Origin of the sequence: Butyrivibrio sp. VCB2001 (assembly GCF_000423965.1) — a bacterium.
In the GTDB taxonomy this organism is placed as follows: domain Bacteria; phylum Bacillota; class Clostridia; order Lachnospirales; family Lachnospiraceae; genus Butyrivibrio.
On the sequence record NZ_AUIZ01000033.1, the window covers coordinates 1 to 5,073 of the forward strand.

Genomic DNA, 5,073 nt, shown 5'->3' on the forward strand with positions numbered 1-5,073 from the left:
AATAGTCAATCTTATCACTTTCAAAATAAGATTTCCATGCGTTCCCAGCCTCAAAAAATGAAGTGTTATTATGAACTCCGACCATTAGACGTTCCTCAAATTCCTTATAAACAATCTTCTTTAATTCTGCCATAATTCTTTTCCCTCCTATATATCTCATATCAAGATAATTCATTGGGTAATATTCATTGAGCTTTGCATTTTTTTGTTTTGCTTGAGAAGGTGTGATTCCGTGGTATTCCTTGAATGCTCTTGAAAAAGCAGAATGTGAATGAAAACCATACTTAAACGCTATATCAATAACAGAATCGTTACCTTTCTTTAAATCAAGTCCTGCTTGTCCTAAAAAACGGACTCACTCGTCGAACACAATTTCCGCAATATCGCTAAGCTGACACTTGAACTCCTTACAGATTTTTTCCAATACTTCCATCTGCACATTTTCGCCTTTTTCAAGTTTTGCAATTGTGCCGTAACTAAGGCCGGTCTTTTCCTTGAGATCCTTCCTCTTCATGTCGTGGTCAATCATTAGCTTAAACATTTTCTTGTATGAAACTGCCATGCATCGCTCCTATCCGCATAAATCCTAACGAAATCAATAACAACAGTTGGTATCATTATAACATAGTGGTACATCGTTTAAAATAAAAATTCACACGTTTTTGTTAATTTCTGACAATTTCTTTTAGTGACAAATTGACCTTTAGCAACTAAGTTTTTTCATTTTCGCAAGCAGGGCGCCGAGGGTCCTCGGCGCGTTTTTGCTTGTTGGTGGTCATTCCCCCAATCCCCCTGAACCTCGTTATCACTCGGAGCTACTCATCAACAAAGTTGACGCTGGAAGAATATTTCCATAAACGCAAAAAGAGGGGCAGCCTCACTCTAGTATAGAGTGAAAAAGGAAAACGAAGAAGCATAAGGTATTCAGATGTATAACAGCATGGTATACCAACAATGATTTGAATTTATAATACGGGACTGGGAAATGGTACCGATATCAGTGCCTTTCCCCGGTTAATAAAGTGGGGAATTTTCTCCGACATTTTTGGGACTTTTTTATTGACAATCACATTAAGACACAACAAATAAGCCAGAGCAATATCTGGCAATCAAAAAGCTGTACCGTCAGAGGGTGAGGTGAACTCGCATTAGCGATAAGCCAGGCCCTTACTGCCACGATACAGCCTTTTTCATTATATAGCCGTAAGGTGGTTTAAAGCATAAGATTTTTAAGAGTATATAGATTTAGAACAGCTCGTTCATCAGGAACACATAGCTGAGTTCAGTATACCTCCTCCAGGCAAGCGGTTCCCTCAGCTCAACAAGCTTTTCTTCTGTAAGAGTTCTTATAAACTCAAGAGCACTCTTGGCCTTTTCAAGGACAGACTGCATCTTTACGATCTGGTTAGAAGCTGTTGTTTCTTTGTCCTTCCACTTATCTATAACAGCCTTAAGGATGCGTTGATCTCTTATTATCACCTTTTCAGGATCCACAAGCCGTTTTTCTTCACGTTTTTTTCTGGATGTCTCCCTGCGTGCTGCAGCCTCTTCATCAGCATATCTGCGTCTTACTTTCTTAAGATCTCCGCCCGTCATCATGACTGATGCAGGAACCCCGAAGTAGTTATCAAGAGGATATACTCCTGTTGTGGCATACTGGTAGAATTCCTCAGGTGTAAGACCAGCCAGATCATACTGGTAATGCTCTGAATTGTAGGCTTTGAGATACCCATCGACAAGCTGCCTGGCCGAAGAATAATCCCTACACATAGCAACCTTGTCAAGTATAGCTGTCTTAAGTCTGCCAAAGAAACTCTCCATCGGAGCATTATCCTGCGAGTTTCCTCTGGCGGATACTGACTGTATAAATCCATTTTCATGAAGCATCTCTGTGAAGGAGGTGGCGAGATACTGGCTTCCCTGGTCGTGATGCACATATACTTCATCAGCATTCATGACTTCTTCAAGCTCATCACCATGGCTCTGCATCATCACCCTGTAGGCCTCTTCAACAAGCCTCAGCGACATATGTTTCCTTATACTCCATCCGAGGTTCTCTCTGGTATAAGCATCCCTGAATACACACAGATAAAAAGGTGTCCTGTATTCGCCATAGTACAAATAGGTTATGTCAGAAAGGATGACCCTCCTGGGTCCAATGAAGAAGTTCTGGTTCACTGTATTGGCAGGTGCGGCGCACACATGATTATGAGAGGCCTGATGCTTATAGGCATCCTTGTGGGGCATCTGAGCCTGTATGTTCATTTCTGCCATAAGAGCGGCTATCTTCTTGGTATTTACAGTCTTACCAAACCTCCTGAAAAGTTCCACTCTGAACGTTCTTTTTCCCGGAACCACACCATTTCTTGCGATGATAATTCTTCGCATGAGTTCCTTGATTGCATTCCTTTCAGACTTTTTCTCAGCCTGTTTTCCAAAGATATCTTCCTTTCGTCCTTTCCAGGCATAATAACCAGAATCCGATACTCCAAACATCCGCAGGCACTGGGATGTGTTATATCCACCATTGCTCGCTTTCTGTTTGTTTATGAACGAGTCAACCATAACAAACCTGTCTGCACGGATTTCCTTTTCCTCTATCAGGTAAAGTACTCCTCCAATTCGGATTGGATTTTTTTTTGAGCCAAAAGCATTTCTTCAAGATAATGATTACGTGCTATAAGATATGCACGTTCTTCCTCAGGCGTCAGATTTCCCATCTGTTCACGCGGCACTGATCCATCATAATTAGTCTCATCTATGGTAAAAAGCTTGTTATCCCTTGCCTTCTGCATGACACGTTTGCCTGCAGCATTGGCGCGGTCTTCTCCAAGGATATTTGTGTCAAATCCAAGAGCGTTGTATGCCTGTACATAAGTCATCCCCTCATCGTGGATCTTCATGTACATCGCAATGTCAAAGTCCTTGGAATAGAAGAGCCTGTCCTCCTTAAAACCGGTAACAAACTCATTATCAAGGAATGGGATTATCTTATCATCAGGTCTGTCAGTCCCGTCCTCATATTTATACTTCTTCGAATGATCCACCAGCTTCATTGTTCGGTCCCCCAATACTATTTTCTGTAAACTCCTTGTAACTTTTTGCTGCCTTGTGAGCATTTTCGGCAGACTTTGCCTTCATGTCAACAAAACGATTTTCCTCACTTGCTAGATATTCAGAAAACTCTGCCTCGCTCATTCCTTCAAGATATTTTTCGTACTCTGTGGGTGTCATCTTTCCCCTGTCCCACATACCCCTTTCATTATTATAGTAAAAGCTGTATCTATCAATACATTCCTGCAATTCTTTCATCGTTCTGCATTCTTCATAGTGGCACTCATCCTTAAAGTGTCCAAAGAATGATTCCTGCACAGCATTATCCCAACAGTTTCCTCGCCTCGACATGGATTGCGTAAGATTCCTTTCAACTACCGCAGCCTGAAAATCATCAGTCATATAGAGTATACCCTGATCAGAATGCAGGATTGCTCCGCTTTTGGCAGGATAATTATCCATTGCTTCAAGTGTATCAAGCGCAAGCTGAAGATCGTTGTTCTCACTCACTATAAAGCATATGAGACGTCCTGTAACGGGATCAACTGATGCAGATCCATAAGCCCGCTGCTTATCGCCATAATCAAGGTATGTTACATCTGTAAGCCTCACTTCATTAGGTCGGTGCAGTCTAAATCTTCGCATTAATAGATTAGCCTTTCTGTTTCTCTCCATGAGTTCTTTCATGGCTTTCCTGTTTCTGCTAGGATGTCTTATAGTTGTTCTTATGCCGTATTTATTCATTATCCTACGAATACGGTACATGCTGAATTCCTGGCCAACAACCTTTGGCATCAGCATATACACTTGCCTTATTCCTTTTTCAAAGCCCTTGTAATCAAGCACCTGCCGAATAACAGTCAAATCTTCTTCATCATTGCGGTTCTTGTTTACTCTGCCCATTCCGTAAGTTTCATCATGCAGTAGTGCATAATAGCGACTTTTTGGAAGTTCCATCAGTTCAAGTATCTTTTTCCGGGAATAGTATCCCCATGGATCACGTGGAAGATCATCTATCCATCTGCATACCTTGCGCTGAGCATCAATTCTTCCAGTTTTGAATATCTGTCCCAATTCACAAAAGCCCTGTCTTACTGCCTGAAACATGGCCACTGCGCGTCTGTTCTGCATTAAGATAACTTCCTCATAACAAGGAAAATCCGTTTCTTTCACAGGCTTCCATGTAGCCATGTATGAATTAATCCTCATTTTACTCCATGTGTTAACTAATGCTTCATCAATGCCATATATTTCAAACACCTTTGAGAGGGGGATTGGTATCATATATGTCTCATTATAAAAAGACTCCGTCATATAGAGGTTCCCGCGCACTATGGACTTTACGTAAGGGTGAGACAGAAGGCTTGTCGACGTAACCTGAATATATCTTTCTTCTTCTGATTTTCCTTCAGATGCAGCATAATCAGCAGCCATTTCCGCTTTGAATTCCAGTTCCAGCCTATGAATTCTGTTATAGCCCACATCAAGAGGATCAAGCCCGGCAATGGTCATCATATTTTCCACTGATGTATCAGGATAGGCCTTCTTTAATTCCTGACGAAATCCAGGATCCATAGTAATTCCAAAGCCTTTCTGTTTACGATAGAACTTACCGGACAGTATCAGCGGATTAGTTTCCTTAAATCCAGGTTCCCTTTCAGGATGTGTTTTGTTCCTGGGAAGCGGGTATCCACCTGACATGAAAGAAACTGCGATGTCCTTAATTGTAAACATCAGAAGATCCTTATCTAAAATATCAACTTTCTCCAATTCAGCCTTTATTGTATCCTGCGAAGGACACGACTTCCATTTCTCAAACAATTTAATTCGAAAAGGAAGAGTAAACGTCACCGATTTATCAGTAACAGATTCAACAACCGGGTTGTTTTTTAATTTTTCAACATGCATTCTTCGCGGCCAACTATTCCACTCCATAGCTATACCTCCAGACAATAAAAATACCCAAACAATGGGTATTTCAACTGTCATGTTGAAGTCCATCATCTGGGTATCAGTTTA

At 41.2% G+C, this 5,073-nt stretch carries 4 protein-coding genes and 1 pseudogene; all 5 read right to left on the minus strand.

Annotation, left to right across the window (positions count from 1 at the left end; genetic code table 11):
• Positions 1-328: pseudogene (locus tag G589_RS22035) on the minus strand (helix-turn-helix domain-containing protein); the annotation flags it as partial.
• Between the two features lie 27 nt (positions 329-355).
• Positions 356-562, minus strand: a complete 207-nt coding sequence (locus tag G589_RS0117420; protein WP_026523003.1) for a helix-turn-helix domain-containing protein — start codon at positions 560-562, stop codon at positions 356-358.
• Between the two features lie 683 nt (positions 563-1,245).
• The gene (locus tag G589_RS0117425; RefSeq protein WP_081669109.1) at positions 1,246-2,565 is read right to left on the minus strand and encodes an IS3 family transposase; all 1,320 of its coding nucleotides are present in this window, start codon (positions 2,563-2,565) and stop codon (positions 1,246-1,248) included.
• Between the two features lie 35 nt (positions 2,566-2,600).
• Complete coding sequence (locus tag G589_RS20590; protein ID WP_051192551.1) at positions 2,601-3,056, minus strand: hypothetical protein; 456 nt, start codon at positions 3,054-3,056, stop codon at positions 2,601-2,603.
• The gene (locus G589_RS21505; RefSeq protein ID WP_196811905.1) at positions 3,025-4,989 is read right to left on the minus strand and encodes an IS3 family transposase; all 1,965 of its coding nucleotides are present in this window, start codon (positions 4,987-4,989) and stop codon (positions 3,025-3,027) included. Before G589_RS21505 ends, G589_RS20590 begins: the two co-directional genes overlap by 32 nt.
• Positions 4,990-5,073 lie beyond the last annotated feature (84 nt).

What these genes read in the sequence shown, in the direction of transcription:
- G589_RS0117420 (WP_026523003.1), bottom strand. Translation starts at nt 562, where the DNA reads ATGGCAGTTTCATACAAGAAAATGTTTAAGCTAATGATTGACCACGAC.
- G589_RS0117425 (WP_081669109.1), bottom strand. Translation starts at nt 2,565, where the DNA reads ATGGTTGACTCGTTCATAAACAAACAGAAAGCGAGCAATGGTGGATAT.
- G589_RS20590 (WP_051192551.1), bottom strand. Translation starts at nt 3,056, where the DNA reads ATGAAGCTGGTGGATCATTCGAAGAAGTATAAATATGAGGACGGGACT.
- G589_RS21505 (WP_196811905.1), bottom strand. Translation starts at nt 4,989, where the DNA reads ATGGAGTGGAATAGTTGGCCGCGAAGAATGCATGTTGAAAAATTAAAA.